Source organism: Sphaerisporangium sp. B11E5 (assembly GCF_039871875.1).
Taxonomy (GTDB): domain Bacteria; phylum Actinomycetota; class Actinomycetes; order Streptosporangiales; family Streptosporangiaceae; genus Sphaerisporangium.
Genome location: NZ_JBDPMD010000020.1, coordinates 41,404 through 59,210, shown reverse-complemented (window position 1 = coordinate 59,210; position 17,807 = coordinate 41,404). Strand labels below are relative to the sequence as shown.

17 protein-coding genes and 1 pseudogene are annotated in these 17,807 nt (G+C 74.1%); 6 read left to right on the top strand and 12 right to left on the bottom strand.

Annotated features, from left to right (window positions below):
* Positions 1–27: 27 nt before the first annotated feature.
* On the bottom strand, positions 28–327 hold the full coding sequence (locus tag ABGB17_RS19325; RefSeq protein WP_347631408.1) for a carbonic anhydrase: 300 nt from the start codon (positions 325–327) through the stop codon (positions 28–30).
* Positions 328–508: 181 nt separating this feature from the next.
* On the opposite strand from ABGB17_RS19325, the pseudogene ABGB17_RS19320 reads away from it, so the two are divergent.
* Positions 509–673, top strand: a pseudogene (locus tag ABGB17_RS19320) (winged helix-turn-helix transcriptional regulator); the annotation flags it as partial.
* Between the two features lie 151 nt (positions 674–824).
* Here ABGB17_RS19320 and ABGB17_RS19315 read toward each other — a convergent pair.
* Complete coding sequence (locus tag ABGB17_RS19315) at positions 825–1,397, bottom strand: helix-turn-helix domain-containing protein (RefSeq protein ID WP_347631406.1); 573 nt, start codon at positions 1,395–1,397, stop codon at positions 825–827.
* A gap of 117 nt (positions 1,398–1,514) precedes the next feature.
* Here ABGB17_RS19315 and ABGB17_RS19310 point away from each other — a divergent pair, with 117 nt between their 5' ends.
* The gene (locus tag ABGB17_RS19310) at positions 1,515–2,441 is read left to right on the top strand and encodes an NmrA/HSCARG family protein (RefSeq protein WP_347631404.1); all 927 of its coding nucleotides are present in this window, start codon (positions 1,515–1,517) and stop codon (positions 2,439–2,441) included.
* 379 nt (positions 2,442–2,820) lie between these two features.
* Here the strand turns inward: ABGB17_RS19310 and rox are convergent, their stop codons facing one another.
* Positions 2,821–4,368, bottom strand: a complete 1,548-nt coding sequence (rox, locus tag ABGB17_RS19305; protein WP_347631402.1) for a rifampin monooxygenase — start codon at positions 4,366–4,368, stop codon at positions 2,821–2,823.
* A gap of 197 nt (positions 4,369–4,565) precedes the next feature.
* Entirely contained in the window at positions 4,566–5,471 is a 906-nt protein-coding gene (locus tag ABGB17_RS19300; protein WP_347631400.1) for an alpha/beta hydrolase, read from the bottom strand.
* A 124-nt stretch (positions 5,472–5,595) separates the two neighbouring features.
* On the opposite strand from ABGB17_RS19300, the gene ABGB17_RS19295 reads away from it, so the two are divergent.
* A complete protein-coding gene (locus tag ABGB17_RS19295; RefSeq protein WP_347631398.1) occupies positions 5,596–7,590 on the top strand; it encodes a BTAD domain-containing putative transcriptional regulator in 1,995 nt (664 codons plus the stop codon).
* Here the strand turns inward: ABGB17_RS19295 and ABGB17_RS19290 are convergent.
* From ABGB17_RS19290 to ABGB17_RS19265, 6 genes are all read right to left on the bottom strand, one after another.
* Positions 7,580–8,563: an NAD(P)-dependent alcohol dehydrogenase gene (locus tag ABGB17_RS19290; RefSeq protein ID WP_347631396.1), complete on the bottom strand. Its 984-nt coding sequence runs from the start codon at positions 8,561–8,563 to the stop codon at positions 7,580–7,582. The two genes, ABGB17_RS19295 and ABGB17_RS19290, sit on opposite strands and share 11 nt — an antisense overlap.
* Before the next feature lie 120 nt (positions 8,564–8,683).
* Positions 8,684–9,349 carry a response regulator transcription factor gene (locus ABGB17_RS19285; RefSeq protein WP_347631394.1) on the bottom strand — a complete coding sequence of 222 codons (666 nt, stop codon included), beginning with the start codon at positions 9,347–9,349 and terminating at the stop codon, positions 8,684–8,686.
* Complete coding sequence (locus ABGB17_RS19280; RefSeq protein ID WP_347631392.1) at positions 9,346–10,473, bottom strand: sensor histidine kinase; 1,128 nt, start codon at positions 10,471–10,473, stop codon at positions 9,346–9,348. Before ABGB17_RS19280 ends, ABGB17_RS19285 begins: the two co-directional genes overlap by 4 nt.
* 68 nt (positions 10,474–10,541) lie before the next feature.
* Positions 10,542–11,399, bottom strand: a complete 858-nt coding sequence (locus ABGB17_RS19275; RefSeq protein WP_347631390.1) for a helix-turn-helix transcriptional regulator — start codon at positions 11,397–11,399, stop codon at positions 10,542–10,544.
* Between the two features lie 65 nt (positions 11,400–11,464).
* Positions 11,465–12,532 (bottom strand): methyltransferase domain-containing protein, encoded by a 1,068-nt coding sequence (locus tag ABGB17_RS19270; RefSeq protein ID WP_347631388.1) that lies wholly within the window; start codon positions 12,530–12,532, stop codon positions 11,465–11,467.
* Positions 12,533–12,758: 226 nt separating this feature from the next.
* On the bottom strand, positions 12,759–13,820 hold the full coding sequence (locus ABGB17_RS19265; protein WP_347631386.1) for an NAD(P)/FAD-dependent oxidoreductase: 1,062 nt from the start codon (positions 13,818–13,820) through the stop codon (positions 12,759–12,761).
* A gap of 46 nt (positions 13,821–13,866) precedes the next feature.
* Here ABGB17_RS19265 and ABGB17_RS19260 point away from each other — a divergent pair, with 46 nt between their 5' ends.
* Positions 13,867–14,487: a helix-turn-helix domain-containing protein gene (locus ABGB17_RS19260; RefSeq protein WP_347631384.1), complete on the top strand. Its 621-nt coding sequence runs from the start codon at positions 13,867–13,869 to the stop codon at positions 14,485–14,487.
* On the opposite strand, the gene ABGB17_RS19255 is transcribed toward ABGB17_RS19260, so the two are convergent.
* Positions 14,459–14,683 carry a hypothetical protein gene (locus tag ABGB17_RS19255; RefSeq protein ID WP_347631382.1) on the bottom strand — a complete coding sequence of 75 codons (225 nt, stop codon included), beginning with the start codon at positions 14,681–14,683 and terminating at the stop codon, positions 14,459–14,461. The two genes, ABGB17_RS19260 and ABGB17_RS19255, sit on opposite strands and share 29 nt — an antisense overlap.
* A 243-nt stretch (positions 14,684–14,926) precedes the next feature.
* Here ABGB17_RS19255 and ABGB17_RS19250 point away from each other — a divergent pair, with 243 nt between their 5' ends.
* Together ABGB17_RS19250 and ABGB17_RS19245 are read left to right on the top strand one after the other, a co-directional pair.
* Positions 14,927–16,084: a histidine kinase gene (locus ABGB17_RS19250; RefSeq protein WP_347631380.1), complete on the top strand. Its 1,158-nt coding sequence runs from the start codon at positions 14,927–14,929 to the stop codon at positions 16,082–16,084.
* Between the two features lie 7 nt (positions 16,085–16,091).
* Positions 16,092–16,784, top strand: a complete 693-nt coding sequence (locus tag ABGB17_RS19245; protein WP_347631378.1) for a response regulator transcription factor — start codon at positions 16,092–16,094, stop codon at positions 16,782–16,784.
* A 9-nt stretch (positions 16,785–16,793) separates the two neighbouring features.
* Here the strand turns inward: ABGB17_RS19245 and ppk2 are convergent, their stop codons facing one another.
* Positions 16,794–17,735 carry a polyphosphate kinase 2 gene (ppk2, locus tag ABGB17_RS19240; RefSeq protein WP_347631376.1) on the bottom strand — a complete coding sequence of 314 codons (942 nt, stop codon included), beginning with the start codon at positions 17,733–17,735 and terminating at the stop codon, positions 16,794–16,796.
* Positions 17,736–17,807 lie beyond the last annotated feature (72 nt).

Genomic DNA, 17,807 nt, shown 5'->3' with positions numbered 1-17,807 from the left:
CGGCCCAGCGGCGGGTTTTCACCGTATTCAGGCGTGTGTTGAGACGGCAGCCCCGCTCAGGCCATGCGCGGCGACCAGCCGCGCACTGCCGTCGACCAGCCGATACGACAGGCCCACCACCGCCAGGCGGCCATCGGCCACCCGCTCGGCCAGAACCCGGGAGCGCTCCAGCAGCAGCTCGACGCCGGCCGGGGTGCTGCCGCCGTCGGCGGCGGCACAGGCCGCTGCTATGGCCCCGCACGAGTCATGGCCCAAGACCACGACCAGCGGGCGGCCCAGCACGCTCACCCCGTATTCGACGCTGCCCAGCACCTCGGTGCCGGCCACGTGCCCGGCCGTGGGACCACGAACAGATCACCCAGTCCCCGGTCGAAGATGATCTCGGCGGCCGGCCGGGAATCGGAGCACCCGAACAGCACCGCGAACGGGCGCTGCGCCGGCGCGGTCTCGGCGCGGCGGGCGGCGTCCTGGTTGGGGTGCTCCGGCGCGCCGGAGCGCGTCGCACACCCCCAAGGCGATGCGCTTCTCCGAGCTCGCCCGCCTGCTGGCCGGCGTCAGCCAGAAAATGCTGACCAAGACCCTGCGGGCCCTGGAACGCGACGGCCTGCTCACCCGCACCGTGACCCCCACCGTGCCCGTCACCGTCACCTACGAGCTGACCGACCTCGGCCTAAACGGGACGACGCTCTCGTGACGAAGTGCCGGCGCACGTGCCGCAGCGTCCGCGAGCGCGGACGAGAGCCCGTCCAGGCCGCGGCCATGCGCGTCTGCGGATTCGCGATGGTAGATCTTTCCTCGGAATCGCTCGTTCGCGAGAGCCGGGTTCAGCGTGCGCGTACGCCCTCGATGGCGATCGCCAGCAGGCGGTCGGCTTCGGCGGGACCATCGGGGTCCCGCTCGGTCGCCAGGGCGATGGCGCTGACGAGCTTCAGCAGATGGGTGACGGCGATCCCAGGGCGCACCGCGTCTCCCGCTCGGGTGAGCAAGGCATCACCCGCCTTGATGATCATGTCGTGGCAGGTATCGCCGAAGGTCGGATCGCCGCCGCGCATCAGTGACGCGCCCAGCCCTCGGTTGGCCACCGCGTGCGCGCCGACGGCGCGGAGCCAGGTGAGTAGCGCCTCTCCCGGATCGGGGTGGGAGAGCAGGTCGCCGGCCTTGGCGCACAGCGCCTCCACCCGGTCTTTGAAGACCGCCTCCAGGAGCGCCTGCCGGCAGGGGAAGTGCCGGTGCAGGGTGGCCGAGCCGACTCCGGCACGGCGGGCGACCCCTTCCAGGGAGACGTCGGCGCCCTGCTCGGCGATGAGAGCGCCGGCGGCGGCGATGATCTGCTCGGCGTTGCGGCGGGCGTCGGCGCGCATCCGCTGCCGGGGCGGCTCGGCGGCGTCCTCGGGCACGGAGCCTCCTGGCGTCTTGCTAAACGGGGTGGCCCTCCATATCGTAGCAAGTCCTAAACGGGGGGCCACCCCACTTATGGGTTTGGTTCCTTTTCCGCATGGAGGCGAGGAGAGACAGTGGCACCGACGAACAAGACCGTCGTGGTGGTGGGAGCGACCGGACTGCAGGGCCGGGCCGTGACGGGCCACCTGCTCCGCGAGGGCTGGCGGGTGCGTGCGCTCACCCGTGACCCGAGCGGCGCCCGGGCCCAGGCACTGGAGCGGGCCGGCGCGCAGGTGGTGCGGGCACCGATGGAGGACGTCGGCACCTTGACCGACGCGGCCGAGGGCGCCTGGGGGCTGTTCAGCGTTCAGCCCACGGTCGGCTCGCCCGGAACCGCGCCGGATTTCACCACCGAGGACGAGGTGCGCTGGGGAGTGAACGTCGCCGAGGCCGCGCGCGCCGCCGGCGTCGGGCATCTGGTCTTCACCTCGGTCGCCGGCGCCGACCGTCATCCCGGCGAGAAGGTGCCGGCGAACCTGGTCAGCAAGTGGCGGATCGAGCGGCACATCGCCAAGCTGGGCCTTCCCTCGACGATCCTGCGGCCGGTCTCCTTCATGGAGAACTTCACCGGCGGCTACGCGCTGCGGAACGGGACCCTGTCCACCGGAATCGCGCCGGACACCGTACAGCAGCTCGTGGCCGCCGACGACGTCGGCGCCGTCACCGCGCTTGCGTTCTCGTACCCCGAGGAGTGGATCGGCCGGGCGGTCCCCCTGGCCGCGGACCAGCTCACACCGGTCCAGGTCGCCGCGGCCATCGGAAGGGCGCTCGGGATATCGCTGCCCTACGTCCAGATCCCGATCGAGGCGATCCGGGCCCTGAGCGAGGACTTCGCCTACGCCAACGAATGGCTCAACGACCGCGGCTACCGCGCGGACATCGCCGCCACCCGGCGGATCCACCCCGCCGCGATGGATTTCACCACCTGGCTGGAGCGCACCGGCGCCACCCAGATCTCCGCGTTCCTGGACTCCACGCGTGCCGCGGGCCGAAGCGCATGAACGCCCGCGCACCCTGCCCTCTACGTGCCGGAACCTGGGCGTGGCGCCACATGGAGCCAATGTGGCGCCACTATGGCTTGTCATGGCATCACGAGTGTGACATCGCAGCGTCACGGACCTCACGCCGTACGTCGACAACCTTCGTCACGAGCTCGCGGTCGCCGCGGGACGCGGCTCGGCCGCGTCCGCAACACCCTCACCCCCTCCGACGTCCCCGAACCCGCCGACGAAACCGTGGAGATCCGCGCCCGCACCGGCCTCGGCGGTCAGCACGATCTGGCCGGCGACATGCCCGTCCTCCGGATGACGGTGCGCCGCGGCGGCCCGCCCGGGAGGGTGGGCCGCCGCGGTCGTCGCGGGAACAGGTCGTCGCGGTCGATCAGCCCGTCGGCTTGCCGAACCAGCGGGAGAGGTGGGCGTCCAGATCCTGCTGATCGTCGCCGATCCAGGCGACGTGGCCGTCGGGGCGGAGCAGGACGCACGGGACGTCCAGGTCCGCGGTGGGATCCGCGAGGTGGTCGACCCGGTCTGACCAGCCGCCGGTGGTCAGGCGTTCGGTGCGGTCCAGCAGCAGGCCGCGGCCGCGGTGCAGCAGGGCGTAGAGGTGGCCCTGTTTCACGTCGATGTCGCGCAGGCGGCGGCCGAGGAGGTCGGGGCCTTCGCCGAAGTCGTAGCGGATGCCGGTCGCGGTGATCTTCTCGATCAGATGGCGGTTCACCTCGTCGAAGTCCATCAGTTCGGTGAGCAGCCTGCGCACGGCCTGCGGGCCCGGTCCGGCGGACAGCAGTTCCTGCTGGGCGCGGGTGTTGTCCAGCACGTCCCAGGCGACCGGGTGACGTTCGGCCTGGTAGGTGTCCAGCAGTGTCTCCGGGGCCCAGCCGCGGATCTGCGCGGCCAGTTTCCAGCCGAGGTTGAACGCGTCCTGCACGCCCAGGTTGAGGCCCTGTCCGCCGATGGGGGGATGGATGTGTGCCGCGTCGCCGGCCAGCAGCACCCGCCCGGCCCGATAACGTTCGGCCAGCCGGGTGGCGTCCCCGAAGCGGGACAACCAGCGTGGGGAGTGCACACCGAAATCGGTTCCGGCGATGGTGCGCAACTGTTGCCGGAAATCGTCGAGGGTGGGCGGTTCCGCGCGGTCGCTGACTCCCGCGGCGGGGACCACGACGCTGTAGACGCCTTCGCCGAAGGGCCGGAGCCAGAACGGCTTGTGGGTCTCGCTGATCTCGGCCACCTTGGCGGCGATCTCCTCCTGCGGTGCACCCACTTTCATCTCGCCCATGAGCGTGTCGGTCCGTGCGGGCTCGCCGGGGAAGCCGACGCCGAGCAGTTTGCGCACCGTACTGCGCCCGCCGTCACAGCCGACGAGGTAACGCGTACGCAGCCGTTCCCCGCCGGCCAGCTCGACGGTCACCCCCTCGTCGTCCTGCTCGAGACCGGTGACCGCGCGACCGTGCCGGACCTGCGCACCCAGTTCGATCGCATGTTCTTCGAGCAGGCGGACGATGACCGGCTGCGGGATGCCCAGCAGATAGGCGTACGCGGAATCCAGGCCCTTGGGCACGGGTTTGGGGATGGCGGCGAAGAAACCGCCGGCCGGACGCCGTCGTCCATGCGGGAGAACGCGGTCCAGCAGTCCGCGCATCGCCATCAGCTCGAGACTGCGGATGTGCAGACCGACGATGCGGACGTACGACGCGGGCTCGGTCTCCTTCTCAAGGACGAGTACCCGCACATCGTGCAGCCGCAGTTCGGCGGCCAGCGTCGCACCGGTCGGCCCGCACCCGGCGATGATCACATCGAAGACGGGGTGCGGGCGATCGGCGCCGGAGGCCGGCGACCCGAGAACTCCGGGGACGTCGCCTGCCGTGGAGCCGCGCCCGGCCCTGTCGTTGGACGGCGGCGCGGCGGTGACCTGCTGAGAATGCATAGGTGTTGCCTTTCGGGAGTGCCTTGTCGGCGCGGCGCTCCCGGCGACACCTAGGTCGATCGCCCGGCCGTGACGGGAAGGGGGAGCACCCACATCGATCCAACGTTCATGGGTCTCACCTCCTCGGCCGGTGTCACGGTCAACCGCAAGCTACAAGCCCGGGCGTCACCCCGTCCAATCCTTTCCCGGCCATGTGATCACGGCTCCGGACGATGGGGACCCGGCCGGCGGGTGAGCAGGTCGCGCAGGGCCTTGGTGACGTCCGCCGGGGACTCCTCGGCCATGAAGTGGCCGGTGGTGACGGTGACGTGCCGCAGATCCGGTGCCCAGGCGCCCCACAGGGCCGCCGCGTCGAAGCCGAGGGCGGCGCCCCAGTCCTGCTGCAGGACGGTGACGGGCATGCGCAGCCGGTTGCCGGCGTCGCGGTCGGCGTGGTCGTGTTCGGCGTCGACGCCGGCGGAGGCGCGGTAGTCGGCGACGATCGAGGGGACGGCGGCGCGGCAGGCGTCCAGGTAGGCGGTGCGGATCTCGGGTGGCACGACGCCGGGGTCGCCGGCCCAGATGTCGAGGAAGTGGCCGAAGAACGCGTCGGCGCTCGCGGTGATCATCTGTTCGGGCAGGCCGGGCGGCTGGGCCATCAGATAGAGGTGGAACCCGATGGCGGCGGTCCTGCCGTGCATCACCTCCCACATGTCCAGGGTGGGCAGCACGTCGAGGCACGCCAGGTGGGTGATCGCCTCGGGGTGGTCGAGCCCGGCGCGGAACGCGACCAGGGCGCCGCGGTCGTGCCCGGCCAGCGCGAAGCGGTCGTGCCCGAGCGCCCGGGCCAGCGTGACGACGTCGGCGGCCATGGTGCGTTTGGCGTAGACGTCGGGACCGGTCTCGGCGGGTTTGCCGCTGGCGCCGTAGCCACGCAGGTCGGGGCAGATCACGGTGTGGCTGTCCGCCAGGTCGGCGGCGACGTGCCGCCACATCAGGTGGGTCTGCGGGAAGCCGTGCAGCAGCACGACGGGGCTGCCCGAGCCGCCGACCGCGGTGTGCAGGCTCACGCCGCCGGCCACGGGGATCTCGTGGTAGGTGAAGCCGGGGATGACAGGCGTCATGATCATGTTCCTTTCCGGTGGGTGGCGGGGGGTGGTCCTCAGCCTGCCGGGCCCGGATGAGCAACCGATGAGCACGGCATAGCGTGAACCGGGGGCCGGCGGGGCCCTGGAAGGGACGGTCGAGGTGGGGGTCGTGTTCGGGGTGCTGGGTCCGGTGACGGCCTGGGGCGACGCCGGGGACCCGATCGCGTTGAAGGGGCCGCGTCACCGGGCGGTGCTGGCCCGGCTGGTCGTGGCCCGCGGCCGGGTCGTGCCCGTCACCCGCCTGGTGGACGACCTGTGGGCGGAGGCGCCGCCCGGCGCGGTGGGCGCGGTGCGCACCTTCGTGGCCGCGTTGCGCCGCGCGCTCGAGCCGGGCCGCGCCGCGAGGACGCCCGCCCGGCTGCTGGTCACCGAGGGCCCGGGGTACGCGTTGCGCGCCGAGCCCGACGCGGTGGACGCCTGGCGCTTCGAGCGGGCGGTGGCCGGCGCCGCGGACCTGCCGCCCGCCGAGGGGCTGGCCGTGCTGGAGGAGGCCCTCGGGTGGTGGCGCGGCCCCGCCTACGCCGAGTTCGCCGGCGAGGACTGGGCCCGCGCGGAGCGTTCCCGCCTGGCCGAGCTGCGGCTGCACGCCGTGGAGCGGCACGCCGGGGCGCGCCTGGCGCTGGGCCGGGCCGCCGAGGCGGTGCCCGACCTGGACGCCCACGCCGCCGAGCACCCCTGGCGCGAGGACGCCTGGCACCTGCTGGCGCTCGCCCTGTACCGCACCGGACGGCAGGGCGACGCGCTCGCCGTGCTGCGCCGGGCGCGGGCGCTGCTGGTCGAGCAGCTCGGGGTGGACCCGGGGCCCCGGCTGCGCCGCCTGGAGGCCGACATCCTCGGCCACGCCCCGCATCTGGACCATGTGGAGGCGGCCGGCGACGCCGAGGGGGGTGCCGGAGCGGCGCGGGTGTGGGCGCGGGCGGCGGCGGTGTACGACCGCACGGTGGCCTCGGGGGCGCGGGCGCGGCTGGAGTCGACGGTGGGGTTGCTGCGGAACCTGGCGGTGACCGGCGGCGGGGGGCTGGAGGCGGCGCGCGAGCATCGGGTGGCGGCCATCGCGGCGGCCGAGGAACTCGGGGACGTGGAGCTGACGGCCCGGGTGATCGGCGCGTACGACGTCCCGGCGATCTGGACCCGGGCCGACGACCCCGCCCAGGCAGCGCGGGTGGTGGCCGCGGCCGAGCGGGCCCTGGCGGCGTTGCCGCCCGGCGGGCACGAGGCGGCGCGGACCCGGCTGCTGGCCACCGTCGCGGTGGAGTCGCGCGGCACCCGGGACGCCCGCGGTCCGCGGGCCGCCCGGGAGGCGGAGCGGCTGGCCCGGCGCCTGGACGACCCCGCGTTGCTGGCGTTCGCCCTCAACGGGCTGTTCATGCAGACCTTCCACCGCGCGGGCCTGGCCCCCGAGCGGGACGCGATCGGCGCCGAGCTGGTCGCGCTGTCCGCGCGGCACGGCCTGGTCACCTACGAGGTGCTCGGCCACCTGATCCGCGTCCAGGCCCGCGCCGCCCTGGCGGACTTCGCGACGGCCGACCGGCACGCGTCCGCCGCCGACCGCCTGGCCCGGCGCAACGAGCTGCCCCTGGCGGGTGTGTTCACCCAGTGGTACCGCGCCCTGCGCCTCACCGTGGACGACACGGTCACCGCGGCCCAGGAGGAGGCCGCCTGCCGCGCCGCCGCCGCACGCCTCGACGGCGCCGGCATGCCCGGCCTGGAGCGCGGCCTGCTGCCCCTCGCCCTGCTGTCGGTGCGCCTGCGGCGGGACCGCGCCGGCCACGGCGCCGCCCCTGCCGAGGACGCCGGCTGGGGCCCGTACGAACCTTGGGCCCGCCCCCTGGTGCTGCTGGCGCGGGGACGGCCCCGTGACGCCGCGGCGGCGCTGCGTGCCGTCCCGGACCCGCCCCGTGACCTGCTGTTCGAGGCCATGTGGTGCCTGACCGCCCGCGCGGCGATCGCCGTCGGGGACCGGGAGACCGCCGAGCGGGCCCGTGCCGAGCTGGCCCCCGCGGCGGGGGAACTCGCCGGGGCGGGAAGCGGCCTGCTCAGCCTGGGCCCCGTCGCCGGGTACCTGGACGACCTCACGGCGGCACTCAGATCGTGACGACGACCTTGCCCGGCGCGTGCCCCTTTTCGACGTACCGGACGGCCTCGGGGATCTCCTCGAACGGGTAGCGGCGGTCGACGACCGGGGTGACCCTGCCGTCCTCGACGAACTCGCTCAGCGTCATCAGGTTCTCCTTGGTGTGGGTGCACCCGACCACGTCGACCATGGCGACCCGCTGCGACATGAACGCCCCCGTCGCGAGCGAGGAGAACATGTATCCCATGGGCTGCAGCCACCGGCCCCCCGCCCCGCCGATGATCACGTAGGCGCCCCTGGGGGTCAGCACCCGGCGGCAGGACGGCAGCGTGCGGGTGCCGGCGATGCCCAGCACCACGTCGTACCGGCGTCCCGTCCGGGTGAAGTCCCGGGTGGTGTAGTCGATGACGTCGTCCGCGCCGATCGACCGCACCAGGTCCACGTTCCGCGGGCCGCACACCCCGGTGACCTCGGCGCCCATCGCCCGGGCGAGCTGCACCGCGAACGTGCCCACCCCGCCGGAGGCCCCGTTGACGAGGACCTTGTGCCCCGGCAGGACCCGGCCCGCGTCCCGCACCGCCAGCAGGGCGGTGCCGCCCGCCAGGGGCACCGCGGCCGCCTGCTCGAACGACAGGTTCTTCGGCTTGGGCGCCAGCACGCTCTCCTCGACGCAGACGTATTCGGCGAAACCGCCCTGCTCGACCAGCGCGTACACCTCGTCGCCGGGCCGGAACGCCGTCACGTCCTTCCCGGCCGCCTCGACCACCCCGGCCACGTCGGCGCCCAGGATGGAGAGCTTGGGTGCGCGCCGCCCGAGCCCGCCTCCCAGCCGCGCGGCGTACGGCTCGCCTCGCATGTGGTGCCAGTCGTAGGGGTTGACGGACGTGGCGCGCACCCGGACCAGCACCTGCGAGTCCCCGGGGACGGGTGTGGGGACGTCGGTGAGTTCCAGCACGTCGGGCGAGCCGTAGGAAGGCAAGACGAACGCTCTCATCGCGATCTCCTCGTGGGGTACGTGGCCCTTTTTTCCGGGCCTCACGAGTTGAGGTTAGGAAGGGCGGGCCTCGCGGCTCATCGGCCGAAAGTACGCCTGATCGGCCGCCGATCGGCCGGGTCAGCGGCGCTCGTCGCTCACGCGGCCGGTCTGGTAGGCCCACATGGCGATCTCGACGCGGTTGCGGGCGCCGAGCTTGGCCATGAGGCTGGCGACGTGGGTCTTGACGGTGCTGAGCGAGATGAACAGCTCGTCGGCGATCTCGGCGTTGGTGCGGCCGCGGGCCACGGCGGTGAGGATCTCCTCCTCGCGGTGGGTGAGCTCCTCGACGGGGCGGGCCGCCGACGAGGAGGGCCCGGTGCGGGCGAAGGTGTCGAGCAGGCGGGCGGTGACGCTCGGGGCGATGAGCGCGTCGCCCTCGGCGGCGGCGTGCACGGCCTGGGAGAGCAGGGCCGCGCCGGCGTTCTTCAGCAGGAACCCCCTGGCGCCGGCCCGCAGCGCGGCGTAGACGTATTCGTCGAGGTCGAACGTGGTGATGACGACCACGGCCAAGGGGTTCTCGACGCCGGGCCCGGCGAGGGCGCGGGTGGCGGCGATGCCGTCGAGGCCGGGCATGCGGATGTCGAACAGGCACACGTCGGGGCGCAGGCGGCGGGCCAGCTCGACGGCGCGCCGCCCGTCGGCGGCCTGGCCGGCCACTTCGATGCCGGGCTGGGCGTCGAGGATCATGGCGAGCCCGGTGCGGACGATCTCCTGGTCGTCGGCGACCAGCACCCGGATGGTCATGCCGCCGCCCGGGGCAGCACGGCGGTGACCGTCCAGCCGCGCCCGGGGTCCGGGCCAGCCTCGCAGGTGCCGCCGAGCAGGGCGGCGCGTTCGCGCATGCCGATGAGGCCGTACCCGCCGGGTGAGGCGGCCGGGCCGCCGTCGCCGTCGTCGGTGACGCGCAGGCGCACCGAGGTGTCGTCGGCGGTGACGTGGACCTCGACGCGGGTGGCGTGCCGGGCGTGCCTGCGGGCGTTGGTGATCGACTCCTGGGCCAGCCGGTAGATCGCGGCGGTCAGCGACGGCGGCAGGTCGTCCAGCCCGGGGGAGATCTCGACCTCGACGGACGGCCCGCCGCGGCCCTGCCCGGCGAGCTCGTGGAGGTCGGCGAGGCGACGGCCGGGGGTCAGGTCGGCCGGCTGGTCGTGGCGCAGCACGCGCACCATGGCGCGCATCTCGTCCAGGGCGCGGGCGGCCTCGGCCTCGATGACGCGCAGCGCGTCGGTGGCGGCGTCGGGTCTGCTGCCGGCGGTGGCGAGGCCGGCCTGCGCGCGGATGGCCATCGCCGAGACGTGGTGGGCGACGGTGTCGTGCAGGTCGCGGGCGATCTGTTCGCGTTCCAGCAGCTTGACCTGGTCGATCTCGCGGTTCCGCGCCCGGGAACGGTAACGCAGCGCCACGCCGAGGGCGCCGGCGGCGAACATGACGACGAACGCGCCGATGGCGTCGGGCGGCGTGAGACGGCCGCCGGCGATGGCCTGGCCGACCGACGCGGCCATGACGGCGAGCCCGATCACCACCTCGCGCCCCGCCCCCCAGCGGAACAGCGCGTACACCACCAGCAGCAGGTACGCCTGCGTGTTGGTGCCCACCTGGTCGCCGCCGGCCAGCAGCGCGGCGGTGGTGGAGGACCCGAAGACGATCAGGATGACCCGCAGGGGGTGGGTGCGGCGCCACAGCAGCGTGGGGACCAGCGCGACGGTGAGGGCCACGGCGAGGACGCGGTGCGGCAGGTCGGGCCGTACGACGCCCTCGATCAGCGCGATCGGGACGAGCAGCCCCACGAGCACCCAGTCCCGCCAGACCCGTCGCGGCGGGTCGGGGGGAGGGGGCTCGTCCCAGAGGGATCGAACGAGGCCGCGCACGCCATCATCGTACGGAAGCCCGGGCCATGAGGAACCGGCGGGAAGGGAACGGTTCGGACGCCGGTGGCTCAGGGGGTGGCCAGGGGGGCGGCGGCCGGGCCGGAGGCGGTGTCGGCGGTCAGGTTGCCGAGCAGGATGAGGGATTCGGCGGCAGGGCTGCCGGGGGCGGCGTGGAGCATGATGAGGACCTGGCCGTCGGTGCCCGGGACCGAGAGCTTCTCGAAGTTCAGTTCCATGAGGCCGACCTGGGGGTGGCGCAGGCGCAGGAGCCCGCTGGAGCGGTCCCGCAGGTCGTGGCGGGCCCACAGGCGGCGGAACTCCTTGCTGCGCACCGACAGCTCGCCGACCAGCTCGGCCAGGTAGGGGTCGCGGATCTCCGGGCCGGTGAGGGCGCGCACCGACGCCACGAGGCTGCGGGCGCAGCTCTCCCAGGAGTCCTCGTACAGGGCCCGGATGCCGGGGTCCAGGAAGGCGGAGTGCAGGATGTTGCAGCCGCAGGTGAGGCCGTACACGGCGGTGGCGAGCCGGTTGGCGGCCAGCACGTCCTTGTACCGGCCGAGGACCATGGCCGGGGTGTCCAGGCGGGACATCACCAGCTCCCGCAGCCCGCACGGCACCCGCTCGGGCCGTCGCCGTGCGGTGCGCCGCCGGGCCGGCCGGGCCAGGTGCCGCAGTCGCGCCACCTCCTGCTCCTGCAGCCCCAATACTCCGGCGAGGGCGTCGAGGACCTGCGCCGAGGGGTGCCGGTCGCGTCCCTGCTCCAGCCGCAGGTAGTACTCGGCGGAGATCCCGGCGAGCTGCGCCACCTCGTCCCGCCGCAGCCCGGGTACCCGCCTGTGCCCTCCGGGGTTCAGGCCGGCGTCCTCGGGCCGCACCAGGTCGCGGCGGGCACGCAGGAACGCGCCCAGCTCGTTGCTGTCGTTCATGCCCCCAGGCTAGGGCGGCGGCGCCCGCGCATCCTGGTCCTGATACAACCCCCCGGTACCCCCCATCAGCGGCCGGGGACGGCGAAGCGGGCGATGTAGGGCTGGGCGCCGGACAGGCGGATCCGCTGGACGTGCTCGGGGACGAACCCGTGCCCGATCCCGGCGGCGATGTCCGCCGCGCCGGGGAGCAGCACCACGGCCGCCCCGCCGGGCGCCAGCACCCGGCGCAGCCCGGCCCACCACGCCGAGGCGGACCGCGCCAGCAGGCCGCCCGGCGGGACCTGCCCGCCCCAGGGCGGGTTGCACAACACGCGGTCGACCGTGCCGTCCGCGACCGGGAGACGCCCGGCGTCGGCCCGTTCCACGGTGATCGGCGGGCCGGTCCCGGTGGCGGCGGCGGTGTTGGCCCGTGCGGCGTGGACGGCGGCCGGTGACAGGTCGTAGCCGCGGGGTACGCATTCCGGCTGGTGCAGGTAGGCCTCCGCCAGCAGGGTCCCGGCGCCGCAGCAGGGGTCCAGCACGGTGTGGCCGGGCTGGAGGCCGGCCAGGCGGGCCATCGCGGCGGCCACCGGGGGGTGCAGGGTGCCGGGCAGGCCGGCCTGTTTGTAGGGGCGCCGGTGCAGCGGGCGGGGGGCGGCCCGCAGCATGAGGGTGGCCGACTCCCCGTCCAGGGTCAGCCGCCAGCCGCCGCCGGTGGCGGCGGGCACGGCTCCGGCGCGCCGGGAGTGGTAGGGGACGCCGAGGCGCCGGGCCAGCACGGGGCCGGTGGCGTCCTCGGCGTCGTAGCGGGTGAAGTTCCGCCGGCCGAGGAACGAGGCGGACACCTCGACCCCGGTGACCGGGACGGGGCCCGCGTACCGTTCCCGCAGCCGCGTCAGCGCCCTGGCGTCGGCGGACGCGGCGAGGCCGGCGAGCGCGGCCAGCCCTTGCCGGCCGGCGCCGATGTCGGGCCACCGTGCCGCCAGCAGGAACACGTCGTCGGCGATCCGCGGCATGACGGCCGCGGACGCGCGGTAGTGGACCTCGCGATGCCCGATACGGGTGATGGTGGTGTCGCCGGCCTGGAGGATCTCGGCGGCGACCGCCGCCTCCAGCCCGCGCACGCACCGCGCCACCAGGCGCGCCGCCGTCACGTGACGGCGAGGGCGCCGGGACGCGGGATGGTGAGAATTGGCGCGTACACGCGCATGCCTGTTCTTCTCCCACGTCGGCCCCGGGACGGCACCACGCCGCCCCGCGTCGCCGGCGACGGGACACGCCTCGTCTCGCCGGCGGAGGCCTAGCCGAGCTGGAAGAAGAACTGCTGCATGCCCAGCACTGTAACGCACCTGCGCGCCTGATCGGCCGGGTGCCGGGTGGTCACGCGACGGGTGCGGCCTCCCTGCGGGCGGCGACGGCGGCGCGGGTCTCCTCGTTGATCAGGTCGGCGTTGAGGGCGGCGGCGGCGCGGACGCCGGACCAGGCGGCGCCGATGACCTGTTCCATGGGGTCGGTCACGTTGCCGGCGACGAAGACGCCGGGGACGGCGGTGGCGCCTGTGGGGTCGGCGGGGATGTGGGTGCCGATCACGTGGGGGCCCATCAGGCGGTCGGCGGAGGTGAGGCCGAGGGGGGCGAGCAGGTCGGCGCGGGCGGTGAGGCGGGTGGCGACGGCCAGGGCGTGCACGGGGATCACGCGGCCGTCGTCCAGGCGGACCCCGCTGAGGCGGTCGCCGGTCACCTCCAGGGAGGTCACCAGGCCGTCCACCACCGTGACGTCCCGTGCGGCGAGCTGCTCGGCCTCGTCGGGACCGAGCTCTTCGGCGGTGTGCCGGAAGAAGGTGACGTCGGGGCTCCACTGCCGCCACAACAACGCCTGGTGCACCGACAGGGGGCCGGTGGCCAGCACGCCGATCGTCTGGTCGCGGACCTCCCAGCCGTGGCAGTACGGGCAGTGCAGCACGTCCCGGCCGAAGCGCCCGGCGAGCCCGTCCACGCCGGGCAGCTCGTCCACCAGCCCGGTCGCGACCAGCAGCCGGGCGGCCAGCACCGTCGCCCCGGTCGCGCCGCCCGGCGCCGGGGGCGCGGGTTCCAGGGTCACCGCGAAGTCGCCGGAGGGGCGGCGGCTCAGGGCGGTGACGGTGGCGGCGGCGATGTGGCCGCCGTAGCGGGTCACCTCGGCGCGGCCGGCGGCGAGCAGGTCGCCGGGCGGTGTGCCGTCCCGGGTGAGGTAGGTGTGGACGTGGGAGGCGGGGGCGTTGCGCTGCTGCCCGGCGTCGGCCACCAGTACCGATCGCCGTGCCCGGCCCAGGGTGAGGGCGCCGCTCAGCCCGGCGGCGCCGCCGCCGATCACCACCACGTCGTAGCGCCGCCCGTCGAGGGCGGGGACCGGTTCGTCAACGGAATGCCCGCCGGGTGCGGGGCTTTGGTCTCGTTCGCTCATGGGGCGATGCTCGGCCTCAGCCCGCCGTTTGACAAAATTTCTTGCCATGTCGGCAAATGACGAGACGGCGAATGTCCTGGGAGAGGTGGGCCCGCGGCTGCGGGCGTTGCGGCGGGAGCGGGGGACGACGCTGGCCGAGCTGAGCCAGGTCACGGGCATCTCGCAGAGCACCCTGTCGCGGCTGGAGTCGGGGGGCCGCAAGCCCACGCTGGAGTTGCTGCTGCCGCTGGCCAAGGCGTACGGGGTGCGGCTGGACGAGCTGGTCGGGGCGCCGCCGACCGGTGACCCGCGGGTCCACCCCGAGCCGTTCACCCGCTTCGGCCGCACGTTCGTGCCGCTGACCCGGCACCTCGGCGGCGTGCAGGCCTACAAGATGATCATCCCGCCGGCACCGCCGGGCCGGGGCCCGCTGGAGCGTCGCACGCACGAGGGTTACGAGTGGCTGTACGTGCTGTCGGGCCGGTTGCGGCTGCTGCTCGGGGAGCACGACCTGGTGCTCGGCGCGGGGGAGGCCGCCGAGTTCGACACCCGGGTGCCGCACGCCTTCACCGCGGAGGGCCCCGAGCCGGTGGAGCTGCTCAGCCTGTTCGGGCCGCAGGGGGAACGCGTGCACGTGCGCGCCCGCCCGGCCCCGCGGGTCAGGAGCGGTGGTGGGCGGCGGCCATGATCACGACGCCGACGGCGGCGAGCAGCAGGTTGGCGAACAGCTCGTACCCGGTCAGGGCGTCCACCCGGGGGATGATCTGGCGGTTGAAGAAGTTCAGTACCGGCCCGAAGAACGGCTGCACGGCAAGGTGGTCGATGGCCCCGCTGACCCCCTGCACGGTGAGGATCAGGCCGATGACCGCGATGGGTTTGCGCATGCGGGAAGCCTAGGCACGCCCGCACCGCCGGTGGATCGGCCATGAGGCCCGCACCCGGCGTCCGATGGTCGCAGGACGCCGGGACCGCGGCGTGACCGAAGCAGGCGGCCTGGCGACTTCGGTAGCCACGCCGCCGCGGGGCGGGCCGGGGAGCGACCAAAGTAGCGGATCGGGCCGACTTCGGTATCCGGCGCGGCGCCGGGATCCTGGCGGGGGCGGCGGCGCCGTAGGCTCCCGGGCAGGATGGACACGACCCCGGCCACGCCGCGGCGGCGCCTGCGGCACGCGTTCGACGACACCGCCCTGTTCCTGCTGGCGGTGCTGTTCGGCGTGTGGACGGCCGCCATACGCTGGGACGAGGGCCCGCCGCTGCCGCAGTGGCTGTTCAACCTCGATCAGCTCACCGGGGCGCTGGGCTGCGCGGCGCTGTGGGTGCGGCGGCGCCACCCGGTGGGGCTGACGGTCGCGCTGGTGGCGGTGTCGGCCTATTCCGAGCTGGTCGCGGGCGCGATGCTGGTGGCGCTGTTCACCGTGGCGGTGCACCGGCCGCCGCGGGTGAGCGGCGCGCTGTACGGGCTGAGCCTGCTGGCCGCGCTGTGCTACGTGTGGCTGCGTCCCGAGCCGGACGCCCCGTGGGGGCTGCTGCTGCTCCTCGGGGTGGTGACGCAGAGCGCGGTGGTCGGCTGGGGGTTGGTCCTGCACCACCGGCGCCGCCTGGTGGAGTCGCTGGGTGAGCGGGCGGTGCGCGCCGAGGCCGAGGCGCGGCTGCGGGCCGAGCAGGCCCAGCACCAGGCGCGGGAGGCGATCGCCCGGGAGATCCACGACGTGCTGGGGCACCGGCTGTCGTTGCTGAGCGTGCACGCCGGGGCGCTCGAGTACCGTCCCGGCGCGCCGCCGGAGGACCTGGCGCGGGCGGCCAAGGTGATCCGTGAGAGCGCGCACCAGGCGTTGCAGGACCTGCGGGAGGTGATCGGGGTGCTGCGCGCCCCGGTCGGCGAGTTGCCGCAGCCCACCCTGGCCGACGTGCGGCAGCTCGCCGCCGAGTCGGGCCTGGCGGGCATGCGGGTGGACCTGCGCGAGGAGACCGAGGGCTCGGTGCCCGGGGCGGTGGGCCGCACCGCGTACCGCATCGTGCAGGAGGCCCTCACCAACGTCCGCAAGCACGCTCCCGGCGCCGACGTGGCGGTCCACCTGGCCGGTTCCCCCGGCCGGGGCCTGGCGGTGGAGGTCAGCAACACCCCGCCGGGGCCGTTCCCCGCCGCGCCGGTGCCCGCCGGCGAGCCGGGGCAGGGCCTGGTGGGGCTCGGCGAGCGGGTGGGGCTGGCAGGCGGGCGGCTGGAGCACGGGCCGACGGCCGCGGGTGGCTGGCGGGTCGCGGCTTGGTTACCCTGGCCGTCGTGATGGCCTCATGACCCAGCCGGGGGAGCGGACGGTCGGCGTGCTGATCGCCGACGACGATCCGCTGGTGCGGGCGGGCCTGGCGATGATGCTGGGCGGCGCGCCCGACATCCGGGTGGTGGCCGAGGCAGGGGACGGTACCGAGGTGCGCCCGCTGGTCGAGCGGCACGCGCCCGACGTCGTGCTGATGGACATCCGGATGCCCGCGATGGACGGCCTGGCGGCCACCGAGGCGCTGCGGGCCAGGGAGGGCGCGCCGGAGGTCATCGTGCTGACCACGTTCGACGCCGACGCCCACGTGCTGCGCGCGTTGCGGGCCGGGGCGGCCGGGTTCCTGCTCAAGGACACCCCGCCCGCCGAGATCGTCGCGGCGGTGCGCCAGGTGGCGCAGGGCCGGCCGGTGCTGTCGCCCTCGGTGACCCGCCGGCTGATCGCCCGGGTCGCCGAGTCCGGCCGCGACCTGCGCCGCGACCATGCCGCCTCCCGCCTGGCGCGGCTCAACGAGCGCGAGCGGCAGGTCGCCGTGGCGGTCGGCGAGGGCCGCTCCAACGCCGACATCGGCGCGGTGCTGCACCTGAGCGTGCCCACCGTCAAGACCCACGTGTCGGGCATCCTGGCCAAGCTCGGCCTCAACAACCGGGTGCAGATCGCCCTGCTGGTCCACGACGCCGGCCTGCTGGACGGCCTGCCCGGCGACCGGTGAACCCCGGCTTCAGGACTCGGCGGTGTGGTCCTCGTCGAAGATGTCGCCGGCGGAGATGACGATGCGCGGGTCCGGCGTGCCGACCACCTGCTTGTCCTTGTCGTCGTAGTCGAACAGGTTCAGCACGTGGCGCATCGCCTCCAGGCGGGCGCGTTTCTTGTCGTTGCTCTTGATGACCGTCCACGGGGCGATCTCGGTGTCGGTGTGCAGGAACATCTCCTCCTTGGCCTGGGTGTAGTCGTCCCACTTGTCCAGGGAGGCGATGTCCATGGGGGAGAGCTTCCACTGCCGCACCGGGTCGACCTGGCGGATGATGAAGCGGGTGCGCTGCTCGGCGCGGGACACCGAGAACCACAGTTTCACCAGGTTGATGCCGGACTCGACGAGCATGCGCTCCACCTGGGGCGTCTGCTGGACGAACTCGGTGTACTGCTGGGGGCTGCAGAACCCCATGACGCGTTCCACCCCGGCGCGGTTGTACCAGGAGCGGTCGAACATCACGATCTCCCCGGCGGCGGGCAGGTGGGCGATGTACCGCTGGAAGTACCACTGGGTGCGTTCGCGCTCGCTGGGCTTCTCCAGGGCGACCACGGTGGCGCCGCGCGGGTTGAGGTGCTCCATGAAGCGTTTGATGGTGCCGCCCTTGCCGGCGGCGTCACGGCCCTCGAACAGGATGACCAGCCGGCCGCCGGTCGCCTTCAGCCAGTACTGCAGCTTCAGCAGCTCGATCTGCAGCAGCCGTTTGTCGCTTTCGTACTCGGGGCGCGACATGCGCTCGTCGTAGGGGTAGTGCTGGCGCCAGGTGTCGACGGGGCTGCCGTCGGCCTGGATCAGCATCGGGTCGTCGTCATCGTCGTCCTGCACCCAGATGCCGGGCATGGAACGCAGCAGCTCGCTGCGCCGTGCGGCGGCCTGGGTGTCGGCGATCGGCCGGTAGTCCGGTTCGCTCATGGGAGGCACACCGTTACGGGGTTCATACCCCCACATATGACACCACGGCCGGGGCTTAATCCCGCCGGGGTG

Bases quoted from the DNA above. Each gene is read 5' to 3' on its own strand.
- rox (WP_347631402.1), bottom strand. From the start codon at position 4,368: ATGCATTCTCAGCAGGTCACCGCCGCGCCGCCGTCCAACGACAGGGCC.
- ABGB17_RS19300 (WP_347631400.1), bottom strand. From the start codon at position 5,471: ATGACGCCTGTCATCCCCGGCTTCACCTACCACGAGATCCCCGTGGCC.
- ABGB17_RS19290 (WP_347631396.1), bottom strand. From the start codon at position 8,563: ATGAGAGCGTTCGTCTTGCCTTCCTACGGCTCGCCCGACGTGCTGGAA.
- ABGB17_RS19285 (WP_347631394.1), bottom strand. From the start codon at position 9,349: ATGACCATCCGGGTGCTGGTCGCCGACGACCAGGAGATCGTCCGCACC.
- ABGB17_RS19275 (WP_347631390.1), bottom strand. From the start codon at position 11,399: ATGAACGACAGCAACGAGCTGGGCGCGTTCCTGCGTGCCCGCCGCGAC.
- ABGB17_RS19265 (WP_347631386.1), bottom strand. From the start codon at position 13,820: ATGAGCGAACGAGACCAAAGCCCCGCACCCGGCGGGCATTCCGTTGAC.
- ABGB17_RS19260 (WP_347631384.1), top strand. From the start codon at position 13,867: ATGTCGGCAAATGACGAGACGGCGAATGTCCTGGGAGAGGTGGGCCCG.
- ABGB17_RS19255 (WP_347631382.1), bottom strand. From the start codon at position 14,683: ATGCGCAAACCCATCGCGGTCATCGGCCTGATCCTCACCGTGCAGGGG.
- ABGB17_RS19250 (WP_347631380.1), top strand. From the start codon at position 14,927: ATGGACACGACCCCGGCCACGCCGCGGCGGCGCCTGCGGCACGCGTTC.
- ABGB17_RS19245 (WP_347631378.1), top strand. From the start codon at position 16,092: ATGACCCAGCCGGGGGAGCGGACGGTCGGCGTGCTGATCGCCGACGAC.
- ppk2 (WP_347631376.1), bottom strand. From the start codon at position 17,735: ATGAGCGAACCGGACTACCGGCCGATCGCCGACACCCAGGCCGCCGCA.